Origin of the sequence: Mesorhizobium sp. WSM3224, from assembly GCF_000427725.1 — a bacterium.
Lineage (GTDB): Bacteria > Pseudomonadota > Alphaproteobacteria > Rhizobiales > Rhizobiaceae > Mesorhizobium.
This window is the reverse complement of sequence record NZ_ATYO01000012.1, coordinates 146,914-160,650: the sequence shown is the minus strand read 5'-3', so window position 1 is coordinate 160,650 and position 13,737 is coordinate 146,914. Positions and strand designations below refer to the sequence as shown.

General features: G+C 64.3%; 15 protein-coding genes. 11 read left to right on the top strand and 4 right to left on the bottom strand.

Annotated features, from left to right (window positions below):
• The first annotated feature begins 49 nt into the window (after positions 1 to 49).
• The 3 genes from YU3_RS0120875 to YU3_RS0120865 all read left to right on the top strand — a co-directional run bounded on the left by YU3_RS0120875 (position 50) and on the right by YU3_RS0120865 (position 2,886).
• Positions 50 to 865 (top strand): oxidoreductase, encoded by an 816-nt coding sequence (locus tag YU3_RS0120875; RefSeq protein WP_027168077.1) that lies wholly within the window; start codon positions 50 to 52, stop codon positions 863 to 865.
• An 86-nt stretch (positions 866 to 951) separates the two neighbouring features.
• Positions 952 to 1,818, top strand: a complete 867-nt coding sequence (locus YU3_RS0120870) for an alpha/beta hydrolase (protein WP_027168076.1) — start codon at positions 952 to 954, stop codon at positions 1,816 to 1,818.
• A 66-nt stretch (positions 1,819 to 1,884) separates the two neighbouring features.
• Positions 1,885 to 2,886 carry an NADP-dependent oxidoreductase gene (locus YU3_RS0120865; protein ID WP_027168075.1) on the top strand — a complete coding sequence of 334 codons (1,002 nt, stop codon included), beginning with the start codon at positions 1,885 to 1,887 and terminating at the stop codon, positions 2,884 to 2,886.
• 151 nt (positions 2,887 to 3,037) lie between these two features.
• Here YU3_RS0120865 and efp read toward each other — a convergent pair whose 3' ends face one another.
• Entirely contained in the window at positions 3,038 to 3,607 is a 570-nt protein-coding gene (gene efp / locus YU3_RS0120860) for an elongation factor P (protein WP_027168074.1), read from the bottom strand.
• Between the two features lie 129 nt (positions 3,608 to 3,736).
• Between efp and epmA the strand changes: the two genes are divergently transcribed.
• The 7 genes from epmA (at position 3,737) to lpxK (ending at position 10,663) form a co-directional block, all read left to right on the top strand.
• Positions 3,737 to 4,780, top strand: coding sequence for an EF-P lysine aminoacylase EpmA (epmA, locus tag YU3_RS0120855; RefSeq protein WP_027168073.1), 1,044 nt, complete (start codon positions 3,737 to 3,739; stop codon positions 4,778 to 4,780).
• A 222-nt stretch (positions 4,781 to 5,002) separates the two neighbouring features.
• A complete protein-coding gene (locus YU3_RS0120850) occupies positions 5,003 to 6,346 on the top strand; it encodes a TldD/PmbA family protein (RefSeq protein ID WP_027168072.1) in 1,344 nt (447 codons plus the stop codon).
• Positions 6,333 to 7,142 (top strand): 3'(2'),5'-bisphosphate nucleotidase CysQ, encoded by an 810-nt coding sequence (locus YU3_RS0120845; protein ID WP_027168071.1) that lies wholly within the window; start codon positions 6,333 to 6,335, stop codon positions 7,140 to 7,142. The genes YU3_RS0120850 and YU3_RS0120845 overlap by 14 nt, the downstream gene beginning before the upstream one ends.
• A 74-nt stretch (positions 7,143 to 7,216) precedes the next feature.
• Positions 7,217 to 7,462 carry a DUF4170 domain-containing protein gene (locus tag YU3_RS0120840; protein WP_027168070.1) on the top strand — a complete coding sequence of 82 codons (246 nt, stop codon included), beginning with the start codon at positions 7,217 to 7,219 and terminating at the stop codon, positions 7,460 to 7,462.
• 5 nt (positions 7,463 to 7,467) lie between these two features.
• Positions 7,468 to 8,247, top strand: a complete 780-nt coding sequence (locus YU3_RS0120835) for a lysophospholipid acyltransferase family protein (RefSeq protein WP_027168069.1) — start codon at positions 7,468 to 7,470, stop codon at positions 8,245 to 8,247.
• Positions 8,244 to 9,560: a lipid IV(A) 3-deoxy-D-manno-octulosonic acid transferase gene (gene waaA / locus YU3_RS0120830; protein ID WP_027168068.1), complete on the top strand. Its 1,317-nt coding sequence runs from the start codon at positions 8,244 to 8,246 to the stop codon at positions 9,558 to 9,560. Before YU3_RS0120835 ends, waaA begins: the two co-directional genes overlap by 4 nt.
• 74 nt (positions 9,561 to 9,634) lie before the next feature.
• On the top strand, positions 9,635 to 10,663 hold the full coding sequence (lpxK, locus tag YU3_RS0120825) for a tetraacyldisaccharide 4'-kinase (protein WP_027168067.1): 1,029 nt from the start codon (positions 9,635 to 9,637) through the stop codon (positions 10,661 to 10,663).
• 32 nt (positions 10,664 to 10,695) lie between these two features.
• On the opposite strand, the gene YU3_RS0120820 is transcribed toward lpxK, so the two are convergent.
• The 3 genes from YU3_RS0120820 to YU3_RS0120810 all read right to left on the bottom strand — a co-directional run bounded on the left by YU3_RS0120820 (position 10,696) and on the right by YU3_RS0120810 (position 12,923).
• Entirely contained in the window at positions 10,696 to 11,640 is a 945-nt protein-coding gene (locus YU3_RS0120820) for a UDP-glucuronic acid decarboxylase family protein (protein ID WP_027168066.1), read from the bottom strand.
• Positions 11,641 to 11,789: 149 nt separating this feature from the next.
• Positions 11,790 to 12,593, bottom strand: coding sequence for a glycosyltransferase family 92 protein (locus tag YU3_RS0120815; protein WP_036259054.1), 804 nt, complete (start codon positions 12,591 to 12,593; stop codon positions 11,790 to 11,792).
• A gap of 96 nt (positions 12,594 to 12,689) precedes the next feature.
• Positions 12,690 to 12,923: a DUF2093 domain-containing protein gene (locus YU3_RS0120810; RefSeq protein ID WP_027168064.1), complete on the bottom strand. Its 234-nt coding sequence runs from the start codon at positions 12,921 to 12,923 to the stop codon at positions 12,690 to 12,692.
• Positions 12,924 to 13,039: 116 nt separating this feature from the next.
• Between YU3_RS0120810 and YU3_RS38700 the strand changes: the two genes are divergently transcribed.
• Positions 13,040 to 13,630 (top strand): hypothetical protein, encoded by a 591-nt coding sequence (locus YU3_RS38700; protein WP_051334008.1) that lies wholly within the window; start codon positions 13,040 to 13,042, stop codon positions 13,628 to 13,630.
• Positions 13,631 to 13,737 lie beyond the last annotated feature (107 nt).

Genomic DNA, 13,737 nt, shown 5'->3' with positions numbered 1-13,737 from the left:
TAATTCAATTGGTGGCGAAAAGCTAGCCCTCACGATTTTGGAGCACGAAATGAAAGCGAATTCGGGAAGAACTGCAATCGTGACCGGAGCCTCTTCGGGCATCGGCCGCGCCAGCGCCGAGGCTTTGGTGAGGGCGGGATTCACTGTCTTTGGGACAAGCCGCCGCAAGGCCGACAATGGCCCGGACGGGGTGACGATGCTGGCATGCGACGTGACCGACGGTGAGGCCGTCACCGCACTCGTTTCGACGGTGCTGTCGCAGACCGGTCGGATCGATCTCCTGGTCAACAATGCCGGTGTCGGTCTGCTTGGGGGCGCCGAGGAATTCTCGGTTCCACAGGTGCAGGCGCTGTTCGACGTCAACCTGTTCGGTGTCATCCGCATGACCAATGCGGTTTTGCCGTCGATGCGGCGGCGTGGCGAAGGCCGCATCGTCAACATCGGCTCGGTGTTGGGTTTGGTGCCGGCGCCGTATTCAGCGTATTATTCGGCGGTCAAGCACGCGCTTGAGGGCTATTCGGAATCGCTCGATCACGAGGTTCGTGCCTTCAATATTCGTGTCTCGGTCATCGAGCCGGCATTCGTGCGTACCGTCTTCGACCAGAACGGCATCGAGCCGGATTCTCTGTTGAAGGAATACAATCAGGCTCGAGCCGGGCTCAAGGCGCTGCTGAGCGATGTGATGCCCAAAGCCGATCGGCCGGAGGTGGTGGCCCAGGTGGTCGTCAAGGCGGCGACCGATGCCCATCCGCGACGGCGCTACACGGCGGGCAAAGCCGCGCGGCAGGTCAGCCTCCTGCGCCGCTTTGCCCCTGCAGGCATATTCGACAAGAGCTTGCGAAAACAGTTCCGCCTCCCGGTCTGAACAGCAATTCGGCGAAGGATTTCACGCACATGCGACTGGCAACCACCACACACTTGATCAGGCGGCACGGGACGGAGGAGTCGAGCATGCCACTTACATTCAGTCGGTCGCCGCACTCACCGGCATCGTTCCAGGACACGCCAACGCGCTCCGTCGATGTCGACGGCACGGCATTTGTCTACCGGGAGCTCGGGCCCAAGACGGGCGTGCCGGTGATCCTGCTCAACCATCTCGCTGCCCAGCTGGACAATTTTGATCCGCGCATCGTCGACGGCCTCGCAGAGAGCCGGCGGGTGATCGCCTTCGACAACAGAGGCATTGGCGCTTCGGGTGGCAAAACGCCGTCGACCATCGCCGGGATGGCGCGCGATGCGGTCGCCTTCGTCAGGGCTTTGGGGTTCGAGGAAGTCGATCTCTTCGGCTTTTCGCTCGGCGGCTTCGTGGCGCAGGAGATCGTCCTGACCGAACCCGGGCTTGTGCGCAAACTGATCCTTGCCGGCACCGGTCCGGCCGGTGGCGAAGGCATCGACAAGGTGACGCCGCTGACGATCGTGGACATGATCAAGGGCGCGCTGACGTTTCGCGATCCAAAATACTACCTCTTCTTCACGACGACGCCGAATGGGCGCCGCGCCGCCAAGGCCTTCCTGCAACGGCTGACGGAGCGCCATGCCGACCGGGACAAGCCGATATCGCTGGGCGCGTTCGGCGCGCAGCTCAAGGCGATCAAGGCTTACGGACTGCAGGCGCCGCAGGATCTGAGCGCCATCCGCATTCCTGCCTTGGTTGCCAACGGCGATCACGACAGGATGGTGCCGAGCAGCAACACCTTCGATCTCGCCCGGCGCATACCGGGGGCGCAACTGGTGATCTACAGGGATGCCGGGCATGGCGGGGTCTTCCAGAACCATGCCGATTTCGTCCCGAAAGCCCTGGCCTTCCTCGAGGCCTGACGCCTGTCTCGGGACGGCTTGACTGGTCCCGGAACATCAAGAAACATTTTTCAGAAAGTCACTGCCATGAAGGCATTTGTCGTCGATAAATATAACAAGAAGCGCATGCTGCGGTTGGCCGAAATGCCCGTGCCGAACGTCGGGGACAGCGATGTCCTGGTCGAGGTCCACGCCGCAGGGTTGAACCTCCTGGATTCCAAGATCAGAACCGGAGAGTTCAAGCTCATCCTGCCTTATCGCCGGCCCTTCATTCTGGGCCACGACGTTGCTGGGACGGTTATCCGCGCGGGATCGAAAGTCCGCAAGTTCAAACCCGGCGACGATGTCTATGCGCGGGCGCGCGATGGCCGGATCGGCGCATTCGCCGAGTTCATCGCCATGGATGAAGCCGACGTGGCTTTGAAACCCAAGAACCTCAGCATGGAAGAGGCGGCCTCGATCCCCCTGGTCGGCCTGACCGCCTGGCAGGTGCTCGTCGAAAGGGCGAACCTGAGGAAAGGACAGAAGGTCTTCATCCAGGCCGGCTCCGGCGGCGTCGGCACATTCGCCATCCAGCTGGCAAAGCATCTCGGCGCGACCGTTGCGACGACGGTCAGCGCGGCAAGCGCCGGTCTGGTCAAGGGTCTCGGCGCCGATGTCGTCGTCGACTACAGGAAAGACGACTTCGAGAACGTCTTGTCGGGCTACGATGTCGTCTTGAACAGCCAGGACGCCAAGACGCTCGAAAAATCCCTGAACGTGCTGAAACCAGGCGGGAAGCTCATCTCCATCTCCGGCCCGCCGGATCCCGAATTTGCCAGGGAAAAGGGGTTGAACCTGGTGCTGAGGACGCTGCTGCGCCTGCTAAGTCGCGGCATTCGAACCAAGGCCAGGCGCCGCGGCGTGAACTACTCGTTCCTTTTCATGTGGGCGCAGGGTTACCAGTTGAGCAAGATCACCGCTCTTATCGAATCCGGAGCGATCCGCCCGGTCCTCGATCGGGTCTTTCCTTTCGAATCGACCAACGAGGCTCTGGCTTATGTCGAAACAGGGCGTGCCAAGGGCAAGGTCGTCGTCAAAGTCAGGTAGCAACCGCTGGCTGTGTTTGACGTCAGCATTCAGGAAACGGCAAAGCTGATCTATACGGCCGAGATCAGGCGCAAAGCAGACTGGCAAAACATGCCGATGGCCGGCTCGCCTCGTCGCAGGCGAGCCACGGGCGATTGGGCTGCCGTAGGGCTCAGTCCTTGGCGCGTTCGACGTAGGAGCCGTCGGCGGTCATCACCACCACGCGCGTGCCGGCGGAGATGTGCGGCGGCACGGCCGTGCGCACGCCATTGGAGAGCATGGCCGGCTTGTAGGAGGAAGACGCCGTCTGGCCCTTGGTGACCGGCTCGGTATCGACCACCTCGAACGTGGCGCGCTGCGGCAGCACCAGCGAGATCGGTACGTCGTTGAACTGCGCCAGCTGCACGGCCATCCCTTCCTGCAGATAGGGAGCCATGTCGCCGACCACGCTTTCGGGAGCCACGACCTGGTCGTAGCTTTCCGGATTCATGAAATGGAAGCCCTCGCCGTCAGCGTAGAGGAAGGTATGCTCGCGCTCCTCGACATAGGCGCGCTCGACCATTTCGGTCGTGCGGTAGCGTTCCGAAACCTTCACCCCGTCGCCGATGCGGCGCATGTCGAGTTGGGTCACCGGCGTGCCCTTGCCAGGGTGGATGTTTTCGGCAAAGAGGATGACATAGAGCTTGCCGTCCTTATCGACGACGTTGCCTTTGCGTAAGGAACTGGCGATGACCTTGACCACGGTATTCAATCCCAATCGAGTTTTTCGGCCCGCAAGCATTGATCGCCACAAATCGGCGACGGCGGCCTTCGCCTGCGCCCTAGCGCATCTTGCGCCGAACCGCCAGCCTTCCCGGCGATTTTCCTGCCCATGACCGGCGCTTCGCCCTGGTGGACGCCGCATATCCATGCCGATCGCCGGCCACGGCTGATGGCGCGCAACGCGATTGCAATCGCCCTTCGCGGCTGGTTCGCGGAACACGACTTCGTCGAGGTGACGACCTCGGCGCTGCAGGTCTCGCCGGGCAACGAGGCGCATCTTTCAGCCTTCGCCACCGAGGCGATCGGGCCGGACGCATCGCGCCTGCCGCTCTATCTCCACACCTCGCCGGAATTCGCCTGCAAGAAGCTGCTCGCCGCCGGCGAGGAGCGCATCTTCAGCCTCGGCGCGGTCTGGCGCAACCGCGAGCGCGGGCCGCTGCACCACCCTGAGTTCACCATGCTCGAATGGTATCGCGTCGGCGATACAGTTGAGCGCCTGATGGCCGATTGCGCCGAATTCCTGGCGCTGGCCGCCGAAAAGGCCGGCGCCAAAAGCTTCCGTTTCCGCGGCCGCGAGGCCGATCCTTTCGCCGAGCCGGAACGGCTGAGCGTGGCGGAGGCCTTCACGCGCCATGCCGGCATCGACCTTCTGGCGACCGTGTCAGTCGACGGCAGCACAGACCGTGATGCGCTTCACGAAGCGCTGGTCCGCGCCGGCCTGCGCACCGCGCCCGACGACAGCTGGGCCGACCTGTTCAGCCGGGTCATGGTGGAAAAGATCGAACCGTCGCTGGGGCAGGGGCGGGCGACCATCCTCTACGGCTATCCGGTTCCGGAGGCCGCACTTGCCCGGCCGAGCGCTGATGATCCGCGCGTTGCCGAGCGCTTCGAACTCTATTGCTGCGGTGTCGAGCTTGCCAATGCCTTCGGCGAACTGACCGACCCGGCCGAGCAGCGCCGCCGCTTCGTCGCCGAGATGGACGAGAAGGAGCGCGTCTACGGCGAGCGCTACCCGCTGGACGAGGATTTCCTGGCGGCTTTGGCCATCATGCCGCAGGCGAGCGGCTCGGCGCTGGGCTTCGACCGGCTGGTGATGCTTGCGACGGGAGCCGCCAGGATCGATGATGTCATCTGGGCGCCGGTCGCCGAGTAACGCGCCTTCGCGTCGCCGCGGCAAAGCATCCATCACGAACACGGCGCTTGCCTTGAGATTGCCGCATCCGCCATTGCACAAGCGTCGGCGGAACAATAGATGGTGCGACAGCATCCATGATGGTGCGGCAGGGCCGATCCTACCACGGACCACCCTGACGGACTGTCCTTCCTAACGGACTGCCCTTGTTAACAGACCGCTTGAGCAAACAGGAATAACCGCATGATCGACAAGCCCGACGCAGCGAAATTGACCGATCGCGTCGCGGCGCTCGTCGAGGCTGCCAGGCGCGCCGGCGCCGATGCCGCCGACGCCGTGACGGTGCGCGGCCGCTCCGCCGGCGTGTCGGTGCGGCTGGGCAAGGTCGAGGGTACCGAATCGTCGGAGAGCGAGGATGTCTCGCTGCGCGTCTTCGTCGGCCAGCGTGTGGCTAGCGTCTCGGCCACCGCCGCGTCTGACCCGAAGGCGCTTGCCGAGCGCGCGGTGGCCATGGCCAAGGTCTCACCGGAAGATCCGTTCCAGGGCCTCGCCGATCCAGCGCTGCTTGCCCGCAATCTGCGCGATCTCGATCTCTTCGACTCGACCGAGGTGTCGGCTGACGAGCTGAAGGAAGCGGCACTTGCCGCGGAAGAAGCCGCATTGGCCGTCAAGGGCGTCACCAATTCGTCCGGCAGCAGCGCGGGCGCTGGCCTGGGCGGCCTTGTGCTCGCCACCTCGCATGGGTTTGTCGGCCAGTATGTCGCCTCGCGTTTCTCGCGCTCGACCAGCGTCATTGCCGGTCAGGGCACGGCGATGGAGCGCGACTATGAATTCTCCTCGCGCCAGCATTTTGCCGATCTCGACGCGCCGCAAGACATCGGCCGCAAGGCCGGCGAGCGTGCTGTGCGCCGCCTCGGCGCCCGCAAGGCGGCGACCGGCCCGGTCGACGTGGTGTTCGATCCGCGTGTGGCGCGCGGCATCGCCGGCCATCTCGCCGGTGCCATCAACGGCGCCGCGGTCGCCCGAAAAACCAGCTTCCTGCGCGACATGATGGGCAAGCAAGTGGCTTCGGCCGCCATCACCGTCACCGACGACCCCCTGCGGCGGCGTGGCCAGGCCTCTCGCCCCTTCGACGGCGAAGGCATCGAGGGCGAGAAGCTGCTGATGGTCGAGAAGGGCATCTTGAACCACTGGTTCCTGTCGACCTCAGCCGCGCGCGAGCTCGGCCTCATCACCAATGGACGCGGTTCGCGCAGCGGCTCGTCCGTTTCGCCGTCCTCGACCAACCTCGCTATCGAGCCGGGCGAGCGTTCGCCGGAAGATTTGATCGCATCGCTGAAGCGCGGCTTCTTCGTCACCGAAGTGTTCGGCCAGGGCGTCGACATGGTGACCGGTGAATATAGCCGCGGCGCCTCCGGCTACTGGATCGAGAATGGTGCGCTGGCCTATCCGGTGGCCGAAGTGACGATCGCCTCGAACCTGAAGACCATGTTCCTCAACATGGTGCCGGCGAGCGACCTCGACCGCAATTTCGGTACAGCGGCGCCGACGCTCCTGATCGAGGGGATGACCCTTGCCGGCGCTTGACCAACTGACGTCGAGCGAGGCCCGCGAGGATCTCGCTCTGCTGCGCGATGCCGCCAGCGAGGCTGGCGTCATCGCCATGGGCTATTTCGGCAACAACCCGCAGGTGTGGATGAAGGGCGGTACCTCGCCGGTGAGCGAGGCCGACCATGCGGCGGACGCTTATTTGCGCGAGACCTTGCTCAGGGCGCGTCCGGATTATGGCTGGCTGTCGGAGGAGACCGCCGACGATCATGCCAGGCTGTCGGCCCGTCGCACCTTCGTTGTCGACCCGATCGACGGCACGCGCGGCTTCCTCGATGGCCTGCATTCCTGGTGCGTCAGCGTCGCCGTGGTCGAGGACGGGCGCTCGCTCGCCGGCGTGCTCGAATGCCCGGCCAAGCGCGAGACCTATTGGGCGCTGCCGGGCGAGGGAGCCTATCTCAACGACAAGCGCATCAATGTGCGCCCGCTTGGGCAGAACGTCGATATCGGCGGGCCCAAGCCGCTTGTCGACTTGATGCCGCAAGCCTGGCAGGACAGGCTGCGCCGGACGGCTTACATTCCCTCGCTTGCCTATCGGCTGGCGATGATTGCCGCCGGCAAGCTCGACGCGACCTTCGTCAAGCCGAGCGCGCATGACTGGGACATCGCCGCCGCCGATCTGATCCTCACCGAGGCCGGCGGCGCATTGCTCGACCGCGCCGGCAAGCCGCCGCGCTATGCCGGCGAGGTGATCAACCACGGCGCGCTCGCCGCCGGCAGCGGCGAACTGCTCGGCGTGCTTGCCGGCGTCATTGCCGGGCTTGACCAAGGGTGAGTCGGTCCACGGTTTCAAAACCGGCTGCTTTGGTCTAAACGTTTCACAAAACTCATGAATATTCGAGGATCGGCATGGCCGTGGAAGACGGAAAGAAGCAGCTTTTGCACCTGGTGTTCGGCGGCGAGCTGAAAAAGCTGGGTGGAACCGAGTTCCGTGATCTCGACGCCCTCGACATTGTCGGCATCTATCCCGACTATCAAACCGCGCTTGGCGTCTGGAAGGCCAAGGCGCAGGCCAGTGTCGACAATGCCCATATGCGCTATTTCGTTGTTCATCTGCACCGTTTGCTCGATCCAGAATCGAAGGTCGGCGGTTGACGTCGGTGGAGCATGAAGCGGTGAAAGGGGCGACCAAGCGGCGCGCCGCCAGACGCGGTGGAACGCGCACGCTGTGGCGGCGCATCCGCGAGCCGTTGGCGCAGTCGAGTTTCGTCAAGAACTTCATCGCCAACCTGTTCGCCTGGTTCCTGCGGCTGATTCGCCTTACCAGCCCGCTGGTCGAAGGCTCGACCCAGGTAGCCGGCGGCGCTTATGCGCATCTTGAACCCGGCATCATCGCGCTGTGGCACGGCCAGCATCTTCTGACCCCTGCCTATTACCCCAAGGGCCGGCCGCTGGTCGCCATGGTTTCACGCAGCGCCGACGCCGAGCTCCAGGCGCTGATGATCGGGAAATTCGGCATCGAGGCGGTGCGCGGCTCCGGCGGCCGCAACCATTCCAGGCATCTCGACAAGGGCGGCGCCAAGGCCTTGATCGCGCTCAAGAAGTCGCTCACCAACGGCAAGAACGTCGCCATGATCGCCGACATACCCAACGGCAAGCCGCGCGACGCCGGGCTTGGCATCGTTCTTCTGGCAAGGCTTTCCGGCCGGCCGATCCTGCCCTCGGCCATCGCCACCAGCCGCCGCAAGGTGCTGGAGAAGAGCTGGGACAAGACGACTATCAACCTGCCTTTCGGCCGCTCCGCGGTCATCGTCGGCCCGCCGGTCTTCGTGCCAGCCGACGCCGACGATGCCGAGATGGAGCGCAAGCGCCAGGAGGTCACCGCCTCCCTCAACGCCGCGACGGCTGAGGCCTATCGCCTCGTGGATGGCGCCAAATGAGCGAGCGCTGGGCGCGTGCTGCCCTCACGGCTTACCGCTATGCGGGGGCGGTCGCCTATCCGCTGATCGGACCCTATGTCGCCTGGCGCGCCTCGCGCGGCAAGGAGGACCGGGTCCGCCGCCGCGAGCGTTATGGCGTAGCCGGCCGTCCTCGGCCGGAAGGGCCGGTGATCTGGATCCATGCCGCAAGCGTCGGCGAGACGATCGCGGTTGTGCCGCTGGTCGAGAGCATCCTCGACTATGGCGTCAACATCGTCTTGACCACAGGCACCGTGACTTCGGCCAAGGTCGCCGACGAGCGCCTCGGCGACCGCATCATCCACCAGTATGTGCCGCTCGATCTCAAGCCCGCGGTAAGCCGCTTCCTCGATCACTGGCGGCCGGAACTGGCGATCATCGCCGAATCGGAAATCTGGCCGATGACCATCCTGGAACTTGGCGCCCGCAATGTGCCGCAGGTTCTGGTCAACGGCCGGCTGTCGGACCGCTCCTTCACCTCGTGGAAGAAGCGCGCCGGCGTTGCCGAGGCGCTGTTCGAGAACCTCGCCCATGTCATCGCGCAGTCGGATGTCGACGGCGAACGGTTTCGCGCGCTCGGTGCCCGGCCGGTCACCGTCTCCGGCAACCTCAAGGTCGACACCAATCCGCCGCCGGTCGACGAGCGGACGCTGGCCACGCTGCAGCGCCAGATCGGCAATCGCCCGACCTGGGCGGCGATCTCGACCCATGACGGCGAGGAGGTCGTCGCCGCGGAGGTCCATGCCAGCCTGCACAGGCGCCATCATGGGCTTTTGACCATTATCGTGCCGCGCCACCCCGACCGCGCCGACGCGCTTGCCGCGCAGATTTCGGGCATGGGGCTGACGGTCGCGAGGCGCAGCAAGGGCGACCGCATCTCGCCCGACACCGATATCCTGCTCGGCGACACGATCGGCGAGATGGGCCTTTACCTGCGGCTGACCGAGATCGCTTTCGTCGGCCGCTCGCTGACCTCGCAAGGCGGCCAGAACCCGCTCGAGCCGGCGATGCTTGAAACCGCCGTGCTTGCCGGCCGCAACGTGCAGAATTTCCGCGAGGCCTATCAGCGCCTGCTCGACAGCGGCGGCGCCAAGCTGGTGCGTGACCGCGACATGCTGGCCGGCGCCGTCAATTTCCTGTTGACCAACGAAGTGGCGCGCCACGAAATGATGGCGGCCGGTGCAGCCACCGTCGACGAGATGCGCGGCGCGCTTGCCCGCACGCTGAAATCGCTGGAGCCCTACATCCAGCCGCTGGTTGTCAAGGCGCGCCTGAAAGGCGCGAACGGACGCTAGAGCATGACCCCAAAAATCGAATCCGATTTTTGGAAAGGATCATGCGCAAAACCAAATTGCGTGGAACCCACGCAATGACCAGCGAAGCGCCCCCGTTCTGGTGGGAAAAGCCGGACTGGCGCGTGCTGGCGCTGTCGCCGGCCTCGGCGGTCTACGGGCTGGTCGCCGGCCGCCGTATGCGCCACGCGCCGCGCGAGAAGGTCGCGGCGCCCGTGCTTTGCGTCGGCAACCTTACGGTCGGCGGCAGCGGCAAGACGCCGGTCGCCATCGCCTTGGCCAAACAGGCCAAGCGCATGCAGCTCACGCCCGGCTTTCTGTCGCGCGGTCATGGCGGTTCGTTCGCCAAGCCGCATGTCGTCGATGCGCATCACGACGCCGCCAAGCATGTCGGCGACGAGCCGCTGCTTCTGGCCGAACATGCGCCGGTCGCGGTGACGGCGAACCGCGCCGCCGGCGCGAAGCTGCTCATCGAGGAACATGGCTGCGACTTCCTGATCATGGATGACGGCTTCCAGTCGGCGCGCGTCCATATCGACTATGCGCTGGTCGTGGTCGACGCCCGCTTCGGCGTCGGCAACGGCCGTGTCATCCCGGGCGGACCGCTTCGCGCCAAAATCGTCGATCAACTGGTCTTCACCAGCGGCTTGCTGAAGATGGGCGAGGGGGCCGCAGCCGACGGCGTCGTGCGCCAGGCGGCGCGCGCCGGCCGGCCGATCTTCCTGGCGCATGTCGAGCCGGCGGATCCGTCGCGCTTTGCCGGGGGCCGCTTCCTTGCCTTCGCCGGCATCGGCCATCCGGAGAAATTCTTCGACACTGTGAGCGCGACGGGCGGCGAAGTCGTGCTTTCGCACGCCTTTCCGGATCATCATTTCTACGCCCAGGACGAGCTTGCCGACCTCTTGGCGCTTGCCCGGCAGGAGGGGCTGCGCCTCGTCACCACGGCAAAGGACGCCGCGCGGCTGCGCCATGGCAAGACCCCCGCCGGTTTCCTCGATCAATTGGACGTGCTCGATATCGAGGCCGTGTTCGAGCTCGACCACGTGCCCGAACGCATCATCGACGAGACGCTCGACGCCTGGCGTCTGCGCAAGATGCGGGGCTGAGGTTCAGTTGCCGGCTTGTCCGGCGCCGGCCGTCAGTTGCCGTTGATAATTTGGCGGAAGTAGCGGACTGTCTCGCCGAGCCCATCTTGGAGGGCAACGCGAGGGGACCAGTCCAACGTCGCTCGCGCCAGATCTATGTCGGGCTGCCGCTGTCGGGGATCGTCCTGCGGGAGGGGCTTGAACTCGATTTTGGACTTGCCGCCGACAAGGCTCAACACCAGTTCCGCCAATTCCAGGATCGTGACTTCCGTTGGGTTTCCAATGTTGAGGGGACCTACGAAATCGTCGGGCGTCGCCATCATCCGAACCATCGCGTCAACGAGGTCGTCGACATAGCAGAAGCTTCGCGTGTGGCTTCCGTCGCCGTAGATGGTTATCGGGTCGTTCCGCAGGGCCTGGACGATGAAATTGCTGACCACGCGTCCATCCGCCGGGTGCATGCGGGGCCCGTAGGTATTGAATATGCGCACCACCTTGATGGGTAATTTCGACTGACGCCAATAGTCGAAGAACAGCGCCTCGGCGCATCTCTTGCCTTCGTCGTAGCAGCTGCGCGGCCCGATCGGATTGACGTGGCCCCAATAGGCCTCTGTCTGAGGATGGACTTGCGGATCGCCATAGACCTCGGATGTCGATGCCTGAAGGATCCTGGCTCCGGAAGCGTATGCCAGATCGAGCATGTTGATCGCTCCATAGACGCAGGTCCTGGTCGTCTCGATCGGAATGCGCTGATAGTGAACGGGCGAGGCCGGGCAGGCGAGATTGAAAATCTCATCGGCTTCGACCTCGAGGGGCGTGGTGACGTCGTGCCTCAGCAGCCTGAACCGCGCATTGTCCGAGAGGTGGCGGATGTTTTCATCCGAGCCGGTCGAGAAATTGTCGAGACATGTTACTTCTCGGCCTTTTGCCAGCAACAGGTCGCATAGATGCGAGCCTATGAAGCCGGCGCCCCCGGTCACAAGAGCCTTCACGGCAATCCCCCATACCCACCGCTTCGTCTATAGCCGCAGATTCGCGAACATGTCACCTGCGTTCGACAAAGGCCGTTCGCCGCCGCGATCGATCGTATCTGATATTTGGCTGCGAATTTGCAAGGCTTCCACGGGAGGACGGCGCCTGAGGCGCCTTAGCGGGGGGGCCGCATCGCCGCCAGGATGGCTTCGTCGCGCTCGACGTTGAGCTTGCTTTCGAAGTCGAAATGCCAATCCCGATCGCGCAACGTGGAAGTCGACGCATCGCCGCGACGGATTTTCTGATCGAGGTCGGCGAGCGAACGCGACCAATAGTGATTGATCCGCAAGATATCGAGCTTGGGAGGCATGCCGGGCATGATCGCCCGTCGATGGGTATCCATTCCTTCGCCGACCAGGAATTTCGATAGATGGACGCCCGGCTTGTAGACCAGGCGCGGGTTGACGATCGTCTTGGCCGTCGTGATATCGGGTCCGGCTCGCATCGTATAGGCTTCAACCACCGGACCTCGCGGCCGCTCGACATGGCCGGAGGAGCCATAATACGCTTGCCAGACACAGACGCCCGGCAGGTCGCGATAAGCTTCGAGAACGGAGCGCACGTTGCGCCCGTCGGGCGCGAAAAGAAACTCGTCGATATCGAAGAATCCGATCCACAACGCTTCATGCCAGCGCCTGCGGATGCAATCCTCATAAGCCGACAACTGCCCTACGGGCCGCGGCCAGTCGACAAGCGTGACCAACCCTTCCTGGATGAACGGCTCCAGCACCGCCTTGAAGTCGTCGGTCGAGAAGTTGTTGTAGAGATAGAAGTGTTCAAATCCCACATTCTGGTGGAACCTGATCCATTCGGCCAGGAACGGCGCTTCCTCGCGGAAGATGGCGCAGGCCGTCAGGTTGAATCGGGGCGCCCTCGACACCGCCCGCTCGCGCAATCTTGCACGGATGGTGAGCGGCATTCGAACGACGGCCTTGAAAGATTTCTTTAGTCTTTTCAATGCGATACCCTAGGCACGATCGACGTTGGCTGCCACCGCCCCATGAGTTCGCATGGGCTATCCCCGCTTGCGCAAGTCCGGGTGCATCTCGATCTCGCGGGCAAGCGAGACTGCCGCGTTCACATAGGGCTCCTGCCGGGCGACGCTCCAGTATTTGAGCTCGTCGAGCGGAATGTTCTCGCCGGTCACCGCGCAGCGCACGAACGAGCCCGGACTGGTGACCTGGAAGTCGCCGTCGAGATAGCGGATCCGGGCTTCCCTGCCGCCCGGGCCTTCGAAACGGTTCATCATGAAAGGACGCTTGAGTTCATCGCGTTTCAATCGCCACAAATCGCAAGCAACGTCAAGCTTGACGCAATGCTCATCCAGTATGGCTGGAGCGGCAAATTGGTTCCCGGGAGCCCGGCATGGACATCACCCCGACCCGCTTGAACACGCTGATCAACGAGGCGCTCACCCCGCAGGCGGTGCCGTCGCCCAAGGCCGATCCGGCGACCGCCGCGCTGATCAAGGCGCTCGTCCAGCCGCCGGCGCCATCCATGGCGCAATTCGCGGCCCAGGCGCTGCAAGGCGCGCTGCCGCGCCCTGCAACTCAACCGTTGCAACGCCTGGCATCTTCCGAGGTCGAGGACGCTTACCGGGCCGTCATGGAGCCCGACGCCGCGACGGACGATGCGCCGGCAAGATCCTCGCCGGGCAGGGCGTCGGACACCGATCAGGCTCAACGCGCCTTCGTCCCGCCGCAGGCAGCGGTCGCCGACGGCACGCCAGGGCCGGCGGTTGCACCGGCGCCGTCCACATTTTCGCCGGCTCTCGCTTCCGCCGCGATGCTGGTCGCGGCCAACGCCAACGCGCCCCAGCCGCGGGGTATCGCCAGCCGTCCGTCAGGCCATGCTCCACGATCCGATTCGATCCCGGTGTCCCTGTGGACGATATCGGTCGTCACGGCCGTCGTCTCGGCCGCGACCACCACGATCGTGCTGCTGTTGCTTCGCTAGAGCAATTCCAGGAAAAGTGTGAGCGGTTAAGTTCGGCGTCTTCGCCGTAACCTTCCGCCCGGAATTGCGCCAAAACAAAGAGATAGAGCGGTTCGCCGTTTCCGTGA

What these genes read in the sequence shown, in the direction of transcription:
- YU3_RS0120875 (WP_027168077.1), top strand. Translation starts at nt 50, where the DNA reads ATGAAAGCGAATTCGGGAAGAACTGCAATCGTGACCGGAGCCTCTTCG.
- YU3_RS0120870 (WP_027168076.1), top strand. Translation starts at nt 952, where the DNA reads ATGCCACTTACATTCAGTCGGTCGCCGCACTCACCGGCATCGTTCCAG.
- YU3_RS0120865 (WP_027168075.1), top strand. Translation starts at nt 1,885, where the DNA reads ATGAAGGCATTTGTCGTCGATAAATATAACAAGAAGCGCATGCTGCGG.
- epmA (WP_027168073.1), top strand. Translation starts at nt 3,737, where the DNA reads ATGACCGGCGCTTCGCCCTGGTGGACGCCGCATATCCATGCCGATCGC.
- YU3_RS0120850 (WP_027168072.1), top strand. Translation starts at nt 5,003, where the DNA reads ATGATCGACAAGCCCGACGCAGCGAAATTGACCGATCGCGTCGCGGCG.
- YU3_RS0120840 (WP_027168070.1), top strand. Translation starts at nt 7,217, where the DNA reads ATGGCCGTGGAAGACGGAAAGAAGCAGCTTTTGCACCTGGTGTTCGGC.
- waaA (WP_027168068.1), top strand. Translation starts at nt 8,244, where the DNA reads ATGAGCGAGCGCTGGGCGCGTGCTGCCCTCACGGCTTACCGCTATGCG.
- lpxK (WP_027168067.1), top strand. Translation starts at nt 9,635, where the DNA reads ATGACCAGCGAAGCGCCCCCGTTCTGGTGGGAAAAGCCGGACTGGCGC.
- YU3_RS0120815 (WP_036259054.1), bottom strand. Translation starts at nt 12,593, where the DNA reads ATGCCGCTCACCATCCGTGCAAGATTGCGCGAGCGGGCGGTGTCGAGG.
- YU3_RS0120810 (WP_027168064.1), bottom strand. Translation starts at nt 12,923, where the DNA reads ATGATGAACCGTTTCGAAGGCCCGGGCGGCAGGGAAGCCCGGATCCGC.
- YU3_RS38700 (WP_051334008.1), top strand. Translation starts at nt 13,040, where the DNA reads ATGGACATCACCCCGACCCGCTTGAACACGCTGATCAACGAGGCGCTC.